Source organism: Sporobacter termitidis DSM 10068 (assembly GCF_900130065.1).
Lineage (GTDB): Bacteria > Bacillota > Clostridia > Oscillospirales > Oscillospiraceae > Sporobacter > Sporobacter termitidis.
Genome location: NZ_FQXV01000004.1, coordinates 214078 through 228804, shown reverse-complemented (window position 1 = coordinate 228804; position 14727 = coordinate 214078). Strand labels below are relative to the sequence as shown.

Annotated in this window: 15 protein-coding genes and 1 riboswitch; of the genes, 6 read left to right on the top strand and 9 right to left on the bottom strand. The window is 58.0% G+C overall.

Annotated elements, in window-relative coordinates; translation table 11 throughout:
• Position 1 precedes the first annotated feature (1 nt).
• Positions 2 to 1603: a spore germination protein gene (locus tag BUB60_RS07940; protein WP_073077480.1), complete on the bottom strand. Its 1602-nt coding sequence runs from the start codon at positions 1601 to 1603 to the stop codon at positions 2 to 4.
• A gap of 196 nt (positions 1604 to 1799) precedes the next feature.
• Complete coding sequence (locus tag BUB60_RS07935; RefSeq protein ID WP_073077477.1) at positions 1800 to 2420, bottom strand: TetR/AcrR family transcriptional regulator; 621 nt, start codon at positions 2418 to 2420, stop codon at positions 1800 to 1802.
• A gap of 115 nt (positions 2421 to 2535) precedes the next feature.
• Here BUB60_RS07935 and BUB60_RS07930 point away from each other — a divergent pair, with 115 nt between their 5' ends.
• From BUB60_RS07930 to BUB60_RS07915, 3 genes are all read left to right on the top strand, one after another.
• Positions 2536 to 3093 (top strand): flavodoxin family protein, encoded by a 558-nt coding sequence (locus tag BUB60_RS07930; protein ID WP_073077474.1) that lies wholly within the window; start codon positions 2536 to 2538, stop codon positions 3091 to 3093.
• On the top strand, positions 3090 to 3767 hold the full coding sequence (locus tag BUB60_RS07925) for a hypothetical protein (RefSeq protein WP_073077472.1): 678 nt from the start codon (positions 3090 to 3092) through the stop codon (positions 3765 to 3767). Before BUB60_RS07930 ends, BUB60_RS07925 begins: the two co-directional genes overlap by 4 nt.
• 187 nt (positions 3768 to 3954) lie before the next feature.
• A complete protein-coding gene (locus tag BUB60_RS07915) occupies positions 3955 to 4467 on the top strand; it encodes a hypothetical protein (RefSeq protein WP_073077468.1) in 513 nt (170 codons plus the stop codon).
• On the opposite strand, the gene BUB60_RS07910 is transcribed toward BUB60_RS07915, so the two are convergent.
• The 5 genes from BUB60_RS07910 to BUB60_RS07890 all read right to left on the bottom strand — a co-directional run bounded on the left by BUB60_RS07910 (position 4455) and on the right by BUB60_RS07890 (position 8782).
• Positions 4455 to 4751 carry a hypothetical protein gene (locus BUB60_RS07910; RefSeq protein WP_073077466.1) on the bottom strand — a complete coding sequence of 99 codons (297 nt, stop codon included), beginning with the start codon at positions 4749 to 4751 and terminating at the stop codon, positions 4455 to 4457. The genes BUB60_RS07915 and BUB60_RS07910 overlap by 13 nt on opposite strands.
• Positions 4752 to 4786: 35 nt before the next feature.
• On the bottom strand, positions 4787 to 5344 hold the full coding sequence (locus tag BUB60_RS07905) for a TetR/AcrR family transcriptional regulator (protein WP_073077459.1): 558 nt from the start codon (positions 5342 to 5344) through the stop codon (positions 4787 to 4789).
• 187 nt (positions 5345 to 5531) lie between these two features.
• The gene (locus tag BUB60_RS07900) at positions 5532 to 5780 is read right to left on the bottom strand and encodes a helix-turn-helix domain-containing protein (protein WP_073077453.1); all 249 of its coding nucleotides are present in this window, start codon (positions 5778 to 5780) and stop codon (positions 5532 to 5534) included.
• Between the two features lie 133 nt (positions 5781 to 5913).
• A riboswitch (cyclic di-GMP riboswitch) is annotated at positions 5914 to 6022 on the bottom strand.
• A gap of 212 nt (positions 6023 to 6234) precedes the next feature.
• The gene (locus BUB60_RS07895) at positions 6235 to 8277 is read right to left on the bottom strand and encodes an aldehyde ferredoxin oxidoreductase N-terminal domain-containing protein (RefSeq protein WP_073077451.1); all 2043 of its coding nucleotides are present in this window, start codon (positions 8275 to 8277) and stop codon (positions 6235 to 6237) included.
• A gap of 1 nt (position 8278) precedes the next feature.
• Positions 8279 to 8782 carry a 4Fe-4S dicluster domain-containing protein gene (locus BUB60_RS07890; protein WP_073077449.1) on the bottom strand — a complete coding sequence of 168 codons (504 nt, stop codon included), beginning with the start codon at positions 8780 to 8782 and terminating at the stop codon, positions 8279 to 8281.
• Positions 8783 to 9031: 249 nt separating this feature from the next.
• On the opposite strand from BUB60_RS07890, the gene BUB60_RS07885 reads away from it, so the two are divergent.
• From BUB60_RS07885 to BUB60_RS07875, 3 genes are all read left to right on the top strand, one after another.
• Positions 9032 to 9793, top strand: a complete 762-nt coding sequence (locus BUB60_RS07885; RefSeq protein WP_159435367.1) for an SDR family NAD(P)-dependent oxidoreductase — start codon at positions 9032 to 9034, stop codon at positions 9791 to 9793.
• 177 nt (positions 9794 to 9970) lie between these two features.
• Positions 9971 to 11551: an S-layer homology domain-containing protein gene (locus BUB60_RS07880; RefSeq protein WP_084726338.1), complete on the top strand. Its 1581-nt coding sequence runs from the start codon at positions 9971 to 9973 to the stop codon at positions 11549 to 11551.
• Between the two features lie 225 nt (positions 11552 to 11776).
• A complete protein-coding gene (locus BUB60_RS07875) occupies positions 11777 to 13465 on the top strand; it encodes an S-layer homology domain-containing protein (RefSeq protein ID WP_073077443.1) in 1689 nt (562 codons plus the stop codon).
• On the opposite strand, the gene BUB60_RS07870 is transcribed toward BUB60_RS07875, so the two are convergent.
• Positions 13434 to 13655 carry a hypothetical protein gene (locus BUB60_RS07870; protein ID WP_073077440.1) on the bottom strand — a complete coding sequence of 74 codons (222 nt, stop codon included), beginning with the start codon at positions 13653 to 13655 and terminating at the stop codon, positions 13434 to 13436. The two genes, BUB60_RS07875 and BUB60_RS07870, sit on opposite strands and share 32 nt — an antisense overlap.
• Positions 13656 to 13796: 141 nt before the next feature.
• Complete coding sequence (locus tag BUB60_RS07865) at positions 13797 to 14726, bottom strand: arginine deiminase family protein (protein WP_200796612.1); 930 nt, start codon at positions 14724 to 14726, stop codon at positions 13797 to 13799.
• Position 14727 lies beyond the last annotated feature (1 nt).

Sequence of the window (14727 nt, the reverse complement as noted above, 5' to 3'; positions counted from 1 at the left end):
TTCAGCTGGAAGCCTCCCCGCTGTCGTTGTTGTTCGCCTCTGTTGGCGGAACCTTATATTTTTTGCGCTGCTTGTCCTCGGACATGCCCTTCGGGCGGCTGATCATCAGCCATAGCGGCGCGCGCACGACAGCATCCTTGGAGTCCTCAAGGTCAAACGGCACCGTCGGCGAGAGGAACGGATATCCAAAGGACTCCAGCGCGGACATATGCACCAGTATGGCGAGCAGCCCCATGGTAATCCCGAAGCCGCCGAAGGTCGCGGCGAGAATGAGCAAAATGATGCGCATGATGACTGCTGAATCGTTCTGATTCGGCACAAGGAAGCCTGAAACCGCCGTGATGGCCACGACGATAACCATCGGCGCGCCGATCAGGCCCGCCGACACCGCAGATTCGCCGATAACGAGAGCGCCGACGATGCTGAGCGCCTGGCCGACGGGACGCGGGAGCCGGATGCCGGCCTCACGGAGTATCTCGAAGGTGATGATCATGATGAGCGATTCCACAAAAGCGGGAAAAGGCACGCCCTCGCGGGCGCTGGCAAACGTAATGAGCAGGCTTGTCGGTATCAGCTCCTGATGATACGTCGTGACGGCAACGTAAAATGCCGGCGCCAAAACGGTGATCGCATAGCCGATAATTCGGATGATTCTCGTCATGGTGGCGAAATACGGTCTGAAATAGTAATCCTCCGCCGCCTGAAAGCTTTCCAGGAATACAAACGGCGCCGTGAGGACAAACGGCGTGCCGTCCACGATAATGGCGACACGCCCCTCGAGTATTTTGGCGGCGGCGACGTCGGGCTTTTCGGTGTACCCGATGGTCGCAAAAATCGATCCGGGCGCGTCCTCGATAAACTGCTCTATATATCCCGACTCCAAGATGGAGTCCGTGCTGATGCCCTTGATGCGTTTTTTGACCTCGGCGATGAGCTCGGGCTTCGCCAGGCCGTTGATATAGGCGATGCTGACATTTGTCTTCGTCTTCCGGCCGATGACCATCTGCTCAAAGACAAGCGAGGAATTTTTGATCTTGCGGCGTATGAGCGCCGTGTTTGTCCGCATGTTTTCGATAAAGCTCTCCCGAGGCCCGCGGATAACGGCCTCGCTGGAGGGCTCGGTGATGCTGCGCTTTTCCCAGCCCTTTGAATTTATGACGACGGCCCTGCCGATACCGTCCAGAAACAGCGCCACATCCCCGGACAGCGCGCCGTTGAGGGCCTCCGACAGCTTCCCCACCTCTTCGATCTCGTTGACAGCGATGAGCGACTTCTCGATGTAGGTGATCACGTTGTCCTTTTTGGCGTACCCCGCGTCCAGCCGCGTATCGAACATGAGCGGCTTGATCACGTCGTCGTTGATGATTTTCGAGCTGACGAGGCCGTCGATATAGACGATTGCCGCGTCGGCGCCCACATCGCCGCCAACGTAAATTTCGCGGATGACGACATCCTTGCTGCCGATGGTTTCATTTCTGATCGTATTGAGTACCTCGGTGAGGTTTTTTGAGATCGTATCGTCCTTGTCGGGTTCCTTGCTCCTGTAGGTTTCCTGCTTTTTTGCAAACCAGTAACCCGCTTTTCTCAATAGAAAATCGAACATATTTTGACTCCAGCGTATGAATATTCCGTTATTTCCCCTATAGTATGTCACCGCATTTTCAATTCATCGCAGCGCCGCACATCCAAGTATTTACAGTAGAGTTATAATCCGCTATCCTCGCCGTCGTAAAATATAATAAAACTGTCATTCCCGGCGAAGCGAAGAATGACAGTTACCGTCAGTTTTCAGTTTTAAATCAGCCCAGGAAATTGCGGCCCCGGATCATACTTTCTATGAGCGCAAGGCTTTTATCGCCGCCATCCAGCTCCCCCGATGTCAGGAGCGCCGACAGACCGTGGACGAGCCCCCAGCAGAGGAGCACCAACTCGTCCTGCGTCATTGCTTCCTCCGTGCAATCTTTTTTATATCGGGCCACCGCCTCGTAAAACGTCTTGTATGGGTGCTCGTCTCCGTACTCCCCGTTGAACTGTCGGTCCCATTCCTCCAGTACCGCCTTATCGAGCTTTTCCCTGATATTGCTGAAAAACAAAAGGCGCAGATAATCGGGATTTTCCCTGAAGAAACGGACATAAGCCACACCCATTTCCTTGAGCTGCCGCCGCGCGTCTCCCGGATACATGCTCACCGCCGCCCGGAGGCTCGCGTTGAACAATTGCATCGCCTGCAGCGTGATCGCGCCGATCAGCTCATCCTTACTCTTAAAATGCCGGTACGGCGCCGTCTGGCTGACGTTGCAGGCCTTGGCCACCTTTCGGAGCGACAGGCCGTCGTACCCCTCCGTGTCAAGAATTTTCAGGCCTTCTCGGATCAGCTCCCCTTTTAGGTCGCCGTGGTGGTAATTCTTATCGGCTGCCAACGTCTCCTCTTCCTTCCGTGAAAAATCTGCGTTGATTTTAGCACAAAATGTTGACAATGTAAACATCGCATAGTATATTGATGTTGACACCGTTAACATCTAAGGAGGAATCAAGTTGAAGGCATTTGTTGTCTCCGACGAGGAGCTGCGCTCAGCCAGGTCCGCGCAAATCAATGACGTCGTCCGCGGCTTTCTGAAGGCGCGCGGTTATGGCGTCGAAGAGGCGCACCTGGACCGGGATACGCTGAAATGCTGCATGGGCTGCTTCGGCTGCTGGGTCAAAAAGCCGGGTGTATGCGTCATCGGTGACGGCATGTCGTCCGTCAACAACAGCGCCATGACGAGCGACGCCGTTTTCTACATCTGCCCCATCGTGTTCGGGCAGTTTTCCGCAAACATCAAAAACGCGGTCGACCGGTGGCTGCCGAACATGCTGCCGTTTTTTGAAACCCGGCCGGACGGCTCGACCATGCACCCGCCGCGGTACATAGATTATCCCTGCCAGATCATGATCGGTTACGGTGAGAATTTGACCCGGGAGGACGCCCGCCTTTTTACCGATATCATAAAGAAGCACAGGGGCGGCGCCGAGGTTCTGATCTGCGGCGACCCGGCGGAGCTGCCGGAGGCGCTGGGCCGCCTCAGCCTTTCAAGAATCGGAGGTCATCTATGAACAGCGCAAAAACCGTCTCGCTCATCGCCGCCAGCCCGAAGGTCGGCGAGGCCGCCGTCTCCGACTGGCTGTCGGACCGGGCAAAGAAAGTTTTCTCAGGCGGCGGCGTCCTTGTGCATCAGATCAACGTGCGGCAGAGCGCGGCCCATAGGCCGGAGGACGACTTTGAGCGCATGCGCTTATCGGACGCTCTCATATTCATCTTCCCCCTCTATTTCTTTTGCCTGCCCGGGCTGCTGATCCGGTATCTGCAGGATTTTGAGGCGTATCTTGCCGCCCGGGAGGCCGCGCCAACAGTGCCGCGCGTATTCTGCGCCGTCAACTGTGGTTTTCCCGAGCCCGGCATCAACGAGGAGGCCGTCCGCGTCGTCAAAAGCTTCAGTGAGAAAATCGGCGCCTCTTTCGGTTTCGGCCTCATGATCGGCGGCGGCGGGATGTTACTGCCGGCGCAGGAAGCGCCTTTCATGAAAAAGACGCTGTCCGCCATCGATGCGGCGTTTGAACGGATGCGCACGGACCTCACGGCCGACCCCGCCGGGGAGACGGCAAATCTTGAAGTAAAGGCCGCCTTCCCCCGCCGCCTGTACTTTGCCGCCGCCAGCCTGGACTGGATCTCGTCGGCAAAGAAAAACGGCCTGAAAAAGAGGGATTTATACGCCCGGCCATATGTCTGAGCATGCCGGCGCTTTCTGCCGCGCTCCAGTCAAAGCCCGGTAAACGGCGGAAATTATCAAAAAACATCATCGGGAACCGATCCGCACGAACGATTTCCGGTGATTATTTTCGACTTATTCGCGTTATTGCGCCAAATATTTCCACATGCTTCCATTATAATTTTCTCATAAATTACGAGAAAATGGAATGGTGAGCATGGAAGTCAGCAATATTTTATGCCTCAGCAGAGACAACACGGAGCAATGGTGCGTTTACGCACATCATTGGTGCGGGCTGCCCGTCTTTGTGACGAAGGACGACCGGGAATCTCGAAGCGCCCTATACAGGGACGGCACAAGCTTTATTATTCTGGGCAGTACACTGATCAAATCGCGCAATCCGAAATTCATATACAACAGGCTGTGGCACGAGGTGGCGCATCTCTATTTCAAAGACGTCTGGAAGCCCTGGGACATCAGCTTTGAATACCGGGCGGACCTTGTCGCCGCCGCGGCCACGGGGCGGGACGTCTCGCTGACGCGGCTGTACCAGGTCAGATCGGCCGCCGCCACGCAGGACAGCGTCCAGGCGATCGAAAAGCGCATCGCGCACCTGCGCGCTGCCGCCAATTCCTATACGAGGGACGACGCGCTCACGATGCTGCAAAGCCTGCGGCCCGTCACGATTCAGAGCAGCGTGCGCGGCAATCAGTACATATAGCCCCTGAGACAAGCGCTTTGGCGCGCCAGCGTCAAATAGCCCTCCAGCACGGCGGCGCTGTCGGCATTGGCGCAGCTGGCGGCGGTGACGGCGGATTGCACCGGCTCCCGGGACGATATCCCGGAAACAGCCGGCGCCGGCGTTTTATCAGCGGGCGCGTTCCGGGCGCCCTCCGGTTCGCGGACGTTCGCCGCGATATTTCCGCGTCCTTCGAGATTGCCTGAAATCCGGACGGTCCTCCCGTGGATTCCGGCGGAGGACGCAGACATCGGATCGTATCCCATCCCCATTTTCCTTTCTCTTCGGCCTTGGCCGTTTTTTATCGCGCCTTGTCCAGGACGATGCGGATATCCTCGCGGATCGCCTCCTCGGACAGATAGCGGTCTTTCACGACGATGGTTTCAATCAGGTTGTCCAGAAGATGGATGAGCGTCCGAATGATGACGATCCAGTTGCCGACATCGCTCAGATGGGGCATAACGTGCTGAAAATGCCAGGGAATCTGGCTTTTCTCCCATTCGTCCATCACCTCGCTGAGCTCCTCGTCCCCGTCGAACGACAGGGACACCTTGACCCCGAGCCTGTATACCTTTTTGTCATAGCTGTCCAGATGGTTGAGCGTGTAGACATATTGGGTATAAAACTCGACGATATCTTTGTTCTGGACCTGCCTTGAATGTCTGTCCAGAATTTCAAAATAGTCTTGCTTGATAATTTCGTGAAAAAGTTCCTTCTTGCTGTTGAAATAATAATAGACCATCGGCAGAGAGCAGCCCACGTCCTTGGCGATATTGCGGATCGTCGCGCCGTGATAGCCCTCTCGATTGAAGTGATCCACTGCAACTTCCTTGATGCGCGCTCTTAAATCCGACTCCATAGTTCATCCTCGAATTTTACTTAACGTTAGATAATATTATATCTCCGTTTGAAAAAAGCGCAAGTCTTTTCTCGGCGTGCCACGGTGTTCCCCTGCCTTTCCAAAGGCTGCGGGCTTCTGCCCCAAGCACCGGCCGCCAAGCGAAACGCCCCGGTCAACCGGGGCGCAGTACACTGCTTCGGCAGACTTACTTATCCACCTTTTTGATGAGCTGAAGGATTTTTTTGTAAGTCATCGTTTCTTCTTCCAACTGCTCGATGCGCATGACAATCGTGCGGATATCATCTTCAGAGATATCGGGCTGCGCGCTGCGCGCTTTTCTGATCCACCGGTAAAACGTCGATTTAGGGACATTGTGCTCGGCGCAGATCTCATCGACGCTCCGCCCCTCGGCGTATAAATCAATCAACTGTTTCCTATAAATATCTCTTGTCATGATGCAGTTCCTTTCGTATCTAAAATATCTTCTTTCTACTCATTTCCCGATATTATTTGATACTATTTAATACAGCAAAAACCTCCTTCACTGGAACTCGTGAAGGAGGTTGTCATACGATCCTTTCATCAAGTTCGGCAACCGGCTGTCATAGTCCCCCGTCAAGCCTCCGCGGCTGACATCAGAACCTTAGACCCATAGCTTTGCGTCCCTGCTTTTCAACAGGTTTGCCATTATCGTTTGATATGAACTTTTTTCACTTACGTCGTGAAAATATCACAAGTTTCTACATTTGTCAAGAATATTTCTCAAAATTTCTCAAAATGGCCCTAAATAATCTGCTGAATAATAAGGAATTATGTCAATTAAGTCAAAATATGGCTCGTATTCCGAAAGCCGGAAGGGCAAAAGTCAGCCGCGGACAGCGTTTGTGCGCCATCCGCGGCAGGGATTTTCATGACGGCAGCTTGCCGAGCGTTTCCAGGGCGTCGGCAACGTCCTTCAAGCCGTAGCGCTCGAAGGTTTCCCGCGTCGGCCAGCCTGTCTTTTTGTCCCAGCCGCGCCGCTCGTAGTAGAGATCGACCAGGTCGTTCCAGTCCTCCCAGGATACCGTCTCCCCCCAGGGATCGGGGTACTGCATGGAGGGAAAAACGGCGCCGACCTCCATGTCCCTGTCCCGCCCGAAGTTGCGCATCAATATGGCGCGGAACAAAAGCCTCGAGCGCTCCGCCGCCGCGTTGAGCTGCCGCTCCGTCATGGGGATGCCCGTCGCCGCCGTGAAGGCCTCCGCTTCCATCTCCGGCCAGAACAGGTCCGGCGACTGCCACTCGCAGGAGGTGACCGAATCCTTGAGCTCCGCTTTGTTCTGATTCATGATAACGCCGTCCACAAGCAGCAGGCTGTGGCACGGATCGCCCCTGAACTGAAGATATTCCTCATATTTCTGGTGGTGGTGCTCCACCGTCTGGCAGTCCCGGGTCGACGTCATGAGCTCCAGCGACGTGGCCAGCCAGCCCGGCTTCGGGATCGAGCCCTCAAAACCCCGGCCCTGCCAGTGGTAGCTGTGGCCCCAGGCCGTCTCCAGGCTGACGGGCAGGTCCAGGCGCACGCCGGGCTTCACCTGGGAAAACCGGCCCCTGTAAATCGTGTCGCCGTACTTTTCCTTGCCCAGCGTCCTGATGGCGCGGGCCATGCCCTCGGCGAAGACCGGACCGTACTTCCCCTTCCGGTACGTGATCATGTCAAGAAAGTATTTGACGAACTCCTCGTTTTCCACGTCGGGCTCCATCCCAAAGTCCAGGTCGTCCAGCAGCCCCTCCTTTTTCGCCATGGACAGCCACGTCATAAACCAGACGATAACGTCCCACTTGTCGATGCCGTACTCGTTGCACATGTCCATCATGACGCTGCCCTTGTCGAAGTCCGGCTTCCAGTAATTGACCGTGTCGCCGGGCACCTTTTCAAAAAGCGCCGTCACGTGCGGGTCGGACATATCGATGGGCGGCATCTCCTGGCTCAGCATCTTGCAGGGCAAAAAGTGGTTTTGTTCCGTCTCAAAGCTCTGTATGGGCGTCCAGCTGCAGTCCTGCTGAAAGCCGTAGGCAAAGATGCCCACGCACTTTTCCACCTGGTTGATGCGCGCATCGCCAAAGGCCGATTTCATATTCATCATGAGCCGGCAGCAGTGCTGGTTGCAGCCGTGGCTGCAGGCCACCTGGCCCCGAAGCCAGCCGCCCTCCACGGGGATCGCGTTCTGGTCCATGCCGTGGGTCTCCTCACGGACGACCGGGCTCGGGCGCATATACGGCTCGCCCATCTTCTTCCGGAGCGCGTAGAGTTTTTTGATATCGGCGGGGTACACGGCCCCCGTACCCCGGACGGTGATCGCCTTGAGATTCTTTGAGCCGAAGACGGCGCCGAAGCCGCTTTTGGCCGCCACGTTGTCGTTGGAGGTGGTGATGCTGGCGTTGCGCATGAGGTTCTCCCCCGCCGGGCCGATCACGATGCTCTTGACGTTTTTGCCGTGCAGCTCCTCCAGCTTCTTCTGGGCCGGGTGCACCATGAGGCCCCAGAGAGGCTCCGCCGGCAAAAAGCGGATGTCGCCGTCCTCGATGTACAGGTATGTATGCGCCGGCGCCTTTCCCTCCAGGATAAGGCCGTCGTACCCGGCAAACTTCAGCTCCGCGCCGAACCAGCCGCCGATGCCGCTCCAGCAGTACTGCTCCGGCCAGCTGTTGGGCGAGATGCCGGTGAAAACGGTCCTGCCGCCGGTGGGGATGCCCGTGGCCGTCGTGGGGCCGGTCATATAAATCAGCTTGTTTTCAGGGTCGAAGGCCCCCACGCCGGGCTGGACCTCCTCCCAGAATATCCTGTTGCAGACGGACCGCCCGCCAATGTATTCCGGCACGTACTTTGACGTCGGAATGAGCTCGACGGCGGAGTTTGTAAGATCGATCCGGGCGATTTTGCCCGCGTAGCCGTACAGCCTGTCGCCCATTTCACGCCTCCCGCTGCAGCGGCGCCGCCACCGAGCTTTCGCTCAGCCCGATGCACCGCACGGGGCACCATTCGACGCAGGCCGGCCCCTCCGGCCGCGTCCGGCAGAGATCGCATTTTCTGGCCTTTCGCTTTTCCTTGTCCGCAGAGCGCACGAAATTGATCCGCGGCGGAGTGAACACGCAGGCCTTCACGCACAGGCCGCAGCCGACGCATTGGCTCTCGTCGATATAAACGATGCCGTTTTCGTCCAGCTTCATCGCCGCGCCCTTCTTCGGGCAGCTGTCGTAACAGGGATGGTCGGCGCAGTGCTGGCAGGAAAGGATCGTATGTACCATTGTCCGCGCGTCCCTGTCGACGAATATCCTGCTGTGGCTGGGGCTGACAAGCCCGTCGTGCACAAGTGTGCAGACGACCTCGCAGGAGGTGCACCCGGCACAAAAGGAATACTCGGGCGAATACTGCACGACATGGTTTAAATATGTTCTGCTTCCGTTTGCTTCCATACGCGCTCAACGCGCCACGGTCTATGGCGCAGCCCCTTTCTACTGATAAAATTTGTCATATGTCATAAATTATACCGGTGGCAAAACGGACTGTCAATGTGAATATATACAGAACCGGCCGCTAAAATCCGTAGGATTACAACTTTACAATTTTTGTCTGGCGCCCTTATACTTATGGTAAATTTTTATATCCTTTTACAGTATACGGCACCGCCGGCGCCGCATAAAAACATCGGAGGAGAATGGATGATGGGTAGACTTGAAGGGAAAATCGCCGTCGTGACGGGCGCCGGTTCCGGCATTGGCCGGGCAACCGCCGTCATGTTTGCCAGGGAGGGCGCCAAGGTCGTCTGCGCCAACAGGAACGAGGCCGACGGGGCGGAGACGCTCCAAAGCATCAAAGCCGCCGGCGGCGAGGGCATCTACGTCCGGACGGACGTGCGCCAAAAGAGCGACATCGACAGGCTATTGCGGGCGGCGCTCGATACATACGGCGGCGTGACGACGCTGTTCAACTGCGCCGGCGTCCTGGTCCACAAGCCGTTTCTGGAGCACGACGACGAGGACCTGGCAAAGCTCTTTGAAACGAACTTCCGCGGCTATTACTGGACGATGCAGGCCTTTCTGCCAGTCCTTGTGAAAAACGGCCATAGCTCCGTGACAAACGTGGCGTCCATCTCCGTCATGAAGCCGGAGACGAATGCCTATCTGTACGGGGCCTTCAAGGCCGCCGTCAACAAGATGACGCGGGACATGATCCGCGAGTTTTCACCCCAGGGCGTCCGCCTGAACGTCATCTGCCCCGGCCCCGTCCAGACGAACCTGACGCCGGAGTGGGTCCGCAACAGCCCCGAGGCCCGGAAGCAGATTCAAAAGGAGGTCTGCCCCGCCGGCCGCCTGGGCGTCCCCAACGACATCGCCTATGCCGCCGTGTGGCTGGCCTCCAACGAGGCCGACTGGGTCACCGGCAGCACCATCGTCATCGACGGCGGCGCCTGCAACATGGGCTGAACGCTCTCCGGCGAAAAAGGCGCAAGCGGCAATAACGGCCGCTTGCGCCTTTTTCGCCGCCGCGGTATTTTGGCAGCGTCTGCCGGAATCCGCCAGTCCTGCCTGTATTTGTGCGTGGAAAACGGCGCGGCAATCCGGTAGAGTAGTCGTATCACCGATACGAAGGCAGGTCGACAATTGAAAAAGCTCTGTCTCTGGCTGTGCGCCGCCGTTTTCTTGTCTCTTTTTTCCGGGATAAGCGCCGATGCGCTGGATTACAAGTTCAACATGTCCTACATATACTTCGGCAGCTCCACGGGTTATACATCGCTCGTTGACGGCGCTCAGGACTCCCTGGACGAGGTGGCGCCGAATTATTTCACCCTGGACGCCAGCGGCAGCCTGAAACTCACAAACGCGGTATCGCCCGCCTTTGTCAGCGACATGCACGCCAGAAACATCCGCGTGGTGCCCTATCTCACCAACGACTGGGCAAACCAGACCGGCGTCAACGCCCTGAATAACAGAGAAGCTCTGTCGACCAGCATTGCCGCCGCCGTCGCCGCCTATAATCTGGACGGCGTCAACGTCGACATCGAAAACGTCAACCAGGACCAGCGGGCCGCGTACGTGGATCTCCTGCGCCTGCTGCGGGAAAAACTCCCCGCCGGAAAGACGATCGCGGTGGCCGTGGCCGCCAATCCCTGGGGCGCCACCACGGGCTGGCAGGGCTCCTACGACTACACGGGGCTCGCGCAGTATGCCGACTACCTGCTCATCATGGCCTATGACGAGCACTATGACGGCAGCGCGCCCGGCTCTGTGGACAGCATTTCCTTCGTCGAAAAATCCATCGCCTACGCGCTGAGCAAGGCGCCGAAGGAAAAGCTCGTGCTGGGCCTGCCCTTTTACGGGCGCATCTGGTCGGACAGCGGCAGCTCTCCGGGCGGATACGGCGTCAGCAACACAAAGGTCGACCAGCTCCTCGCCGCCTATGGCGGCACCGTGACCGTTGACAGCGCCACACAGTCGGCCCGCGCCACGTTCACCGTCAGGGACAGTGATACAAAGCCCGTCGTCGGCGGCAAAGCCCTGGTGGCCGGGACGTATACGATCTGGTATGAAAACAGCCAGACGCTGAAGGCCAGGCTGAACCTGGTCCAGAAGTACGGCCTCAAAGGAACGGGCAGCTGGAGCCTTGGCCAGGAAAGCGCCGGTACCTGGGATTATTACACGCTCTGGCTCAACGGCTGCACCTTCGCCGATATTCAGAACAGCTGGGCGCGCGATGACATATTCAAGGCCTATATGAACGGCTGGGTCAACGGCACATCCTCCGCGACCTTCGAGCCCGACGCGCCCCTGACGCGGGCGGAGGCGGCCGCCGTCCTTGTGCGCATGCTGGGCTACCCCCTGGAAGCCAACACCGCCTATGCCTTTGACGACGCGAAGGGCGGCTGGGCCGAGGCGTATATCAACACCGCCCGGCGCTATAACCTCATCTCCGGCGTCGGCGGCAATGTGTTCGCGCCGGACAGGCCCGTCACCCGCCAGGAGATCGCCGTCATGGTGCGCAACGCCCTGGGCTATCCCGACGTGGTGCAGCAGGCAGCCTTCAGCGACGTCACCCTCTCCGGCAATTCCTGGTCTTACGGCGCCATCACCGCCCTCAGCGCCAGCGGCGTCATCACGGGCTACCCCGACGGCACCTTCCGGCCGGAGGTCAGCATCTCCCGCGCCGAGCTGACGGCGCTGCTGACGCGGCTCCCTGACAACTGATTATTCCTTCCTTGTATAGATGTTCTATCTTTTATGCAGACGCGAAATTTGCGTCTGCATCTTTTTTTGCAAATACGAGCCGTTCGGCCAGGAGCCGGGGCGATTCATTTCCGTTTTCTCCCATTTTATATTTCCTGTCATTTTCCGACTGCTTTCTCCCGGGCGGCGAATTAAACTATAAAAGCCCGGCATGTGATACCGTTTTCAAGTTTAGGGAGTGATATTTTGAAAAAGGCGAAGAAAATCGGCATATTAGTCGTCTGCCTCGCCGTCCTGCTGACCACGGCCCTGTCGGCGGCGGGACAGGCCGCGGAATACAGGTTCAACATGTCCTACATATTTTTCAGCAATACATCGAACTACACCGCCATGGTGGACAACGCCCAGAACTCCTTAAGCGAGGTCGCGCCGAATTACTTCGCGCTGACCAAGGACGGCAATCTGACGCTGACGTCGTCGGTCAGCGCGACGTTTGTGTCGGACATGCACAGCCGCGGCATCACCGTCGTCCCCTACCTGTCCAACGACTGGTCCCGAGCCGTCGGCAAGGTCGCCCTGAGCAACCGGGAAAAGCTGGCCCAAAGCCTGGTGGAGGCCGTGCGCCGTTACGATCTGGATGGGGTCAATATCGATATCGAAAATGTCACGGTGAATGAGCGGGCGGCCTATGTGGATTTCGTCAAAACGCTCCGGGAGCTGCTGGAGCCCGGAAAAACGATCGCCGTTTCCGTGGCCGCCAATCCCTGGGGCGCCTCCGCCGGCTGGCAGGGCTCCTACGATTACGCGGGGCTCGGCGAATACTGCGATTACCTGATGGTCATGGGCTATGACGAGCATTATTACGGCGGGCCGGCCGGACCCGTTTCCAGTTATTCGTTTCTCGATAAATCCCTGAGCTACGCCGTCAGCGTCGTGCCGAAGGAAAAGGTGGTGCTGGGCCTCCCCTTTTACGGGCGCATCTGGTCAAACCGCGGCGGCTTTCCAAACGGCTACGGACTGACGAATCCCCAGATCGCCAAGCTCGTGAAAAATTACGGCGGCGCCGTCAGCTTCGACACGGCCAGCCAGTCCACAAAGGCCGTGATCACCGTCGGCCCCCGCGGCGTAAAGCCCATCGTCGGCGGACAGGCCCTCGCTGCGGGCACATATACGATCTGGTACGAAAGCGAACAGTCCATCAAAGCGAAGCTGGCGCTGGTGAACAAGTACGACATCAAGGGCACCGGCAGCTGGGCGCTGGGCCAGGAGTCGGACAACACCTGGAGCTACTATAAACTATGGCTCAACGACTGCACCTTTACGGACGTGGAGGGCAGCTGGGCCAAGGATTACATACTGAACGCGTACCTCAACAACTGGGTTACCGGCTACAGTGCCGACAACTTTTCCCCCGACGCGCCGCTGACGCGCTCCCAGGCCGCCGTGATCCTCGTCCGCCGCCTGGGACTGACGCCGGAAACAGACCCCGCCTACCGGTTTGACGACTGCGCGGGCAGCTGGGCGCAGGCCTATATCGAGACCGCCAGAAAATATCAGATCGTCACCGGCGTCGGCGATAACCTGTTCGACCCCGACAGGCCCGTGACGCGCCAGGAGCTGGCCGTCATGATCAACAATATCCTGACGTACCAGAATACGAACAGCATCAATATCTTCACCGACGTCACCCCGCTGACGAGCCCCTGGGCCTATAACGCGATCCAGGCCCTGTCCGCCGGGGGCGTCATCTCCGGCTACCCCGACGGGACATACAGGCCGGACAGCGACGTGACCCGCGCCGAGATGACGGTATTCATTTCCCATATGTCCGTCACGGTGCCGGTGACCGCTCCCGTCATTTCTCCCGCGGCATCCCCCGGCGCCGCGGGAGACCGGCCGGATATTACGCCGGCATCCGGGCCGATGACCTCATAAAAAGCGCGAAAAAACGCGCCTGCGAGGAATCATCATCTCCCCACCGGCGCGTCTTCTCGCGCTTATATGCTTTCGGTTCCTCCGGCCTTCTCGTCACCGGGCTGAGCCCTTCCCAGGTTTTCCGCCGCTTGGCCAGCAGCTCCCGCTTCTTCCGTTTGGACAGCTTGTCAAACGGCACGAACTTTTCCATAGCGTTCTCCTTTTATTGATTTATTACAGTTTAACAAACAGCTGCTCCGTTGTCAAACATACCCAGGAGGCGAACACAATTCGCCCCTACGATACATACCCGATTCCCCCGTAGGGGCGATCTGTGATCGCCATCCGCGTCTTATTCCCGCCACAGCCGCATCGTCAGGCAGCGCAGGCTGCCGCCGCCGGCCAGAAGCGCGTCGGGGTGGAAATGGATGAAGCGCACGCCCTCGTGTTCCAGCGTTTTGATCGTCGACGGCTCCAGTGAAATATCGTAATTGATGATCAGGCCCGGCTCCAGCGGGACGAACGACGAGCCCCAGCGCTGCTGCTCCTTGTCGGAGAGCGGAACGAGCGTCACGTGACGGCGCGCCATCCATTCCTTCAGCTCGATGGCGGACACGCCCGCCTTCGTGAAGAGATAGGTGTCTTGAAAGGCCGGCGGGTACCAGACCATCAGCTGCTCCGTCATACGGTTCAACACCATATCCGGGTGCATAAAGCGCCGCTCCTTGGGAATAACGGCGTAGATCACCTGGCTGAAATGCTCCAGGATAAAGCCGATGAATTTCCGGATCGACAGGCCGTTATGCCGCTCCGTGTCCGCCACGAAGACGGTGTCGCCGTCGATGAGCAGGCAGCCCTCGAAGCTGTCGCCCTCCGGCGGCTCGTAGAGCGTGGGGATGCCGAGGGCGTGCAGGGCCTCCCCCACGGCGATCTCCTCGTGGCAGCGCCCGCGGGACGCCATTTTGGACACGATGGCGCCGTGGGAGCTGACGACGGCGGTGTCGTGCAGATACGCCAGATTCGGCAGGCGCTCAACGAGCGCCGTGTTCTTCCTGACGAGGTCCGACAGCTGATAGACTATCACGCCGTTTGACTCCAGGAGCGCCTGATACTTCCGGTGCTCCTCCAGATAGCGGCCCACGTCGGGCACGTGATCAAACAGGAAGAATTCCCTGTTATCCTCAGTAATTTTTCCGATCGCCTTGTCCGGCCGGTGCAGCATCACGGCCTTCAGCCTGCCAAAATTTTCGATCCCGTATTTTTTAATGTGATTTTGTTTCACG